The sequence below is a fragment of the Paraflavisolibacter caeni genome (genome assembly GCF_025628885.1).
GTDB lineage: Bacteria > Bacteroidota > Bacteroidia > Chitinophagales > Chitinophagaceae > Flavisolibacter > Flavisolibacter caeni.
Genome location: NZ_JAOTIF010000085.1, coordinates 1 through 512, shown reverse-complemented (window position 1 = coordinate 512; position 512 = coordinate 1). Strand labels below are relative to the sequence as shown.

At 38.5% G+C, this 512-nt stretch carries 1 protein-coding gene; it reads right to left on the bottom strand.

Features of this window, described 5'->3' with window-relative positions; genetic code table 11:
- Positions 1-378 (bottom strand): hypothetical protein (locus tag OCK74_RS28100; protein ID WP_279300400.1); only part of this gene is annotated, 378 nt, incomplete at its 3' end.
- Positions 379-512: the final 134 nt, after the last annotated feature.

Below are 512 nucleotides of genomic sequence, written 5' to 3'. Positions count from 1 at the left end.
CAGCTTATTCAAAAACTCTTTTGCTTGTTGCCTGGTGAAATGTGTTTCATGATTGCGTGCTGCGATATCTTCATTAGGCATCCCTACCATTAAGTCAATGATTGAAGCATCTTTTTCGATTTTGCTTTTACAGCTTACTTTAAAATAAAGATCAGCATTGATGGAATCTCCCCCTATGAACGGTGTATTCTGAAAAGTTTTGAATCCCTTTAACTCATTGCTTTTGGACCCTTGTTGCGAAAAATAATCATCCATGGCTGCAGTAATAACGCCTGGTTCATAAGGTAATGAAATAGTAGCAGCCGGCTGGTGGGTCTTTTTGTAAACAACGATCCCATCCTTAGCCTGTCCAAATACACATCCGGATAATAATAGCATAGGCCATAAAAAGAAATTTCGTCTCACTAGGATTGTCTTAAAGGATGAATAGTAAAGGATTAAAAGCAGATGCAAAGATTGAAACAGGTCAGAAGGAGATGCAGGAATGATTACAAGGTGCTCTTTGTATGAGC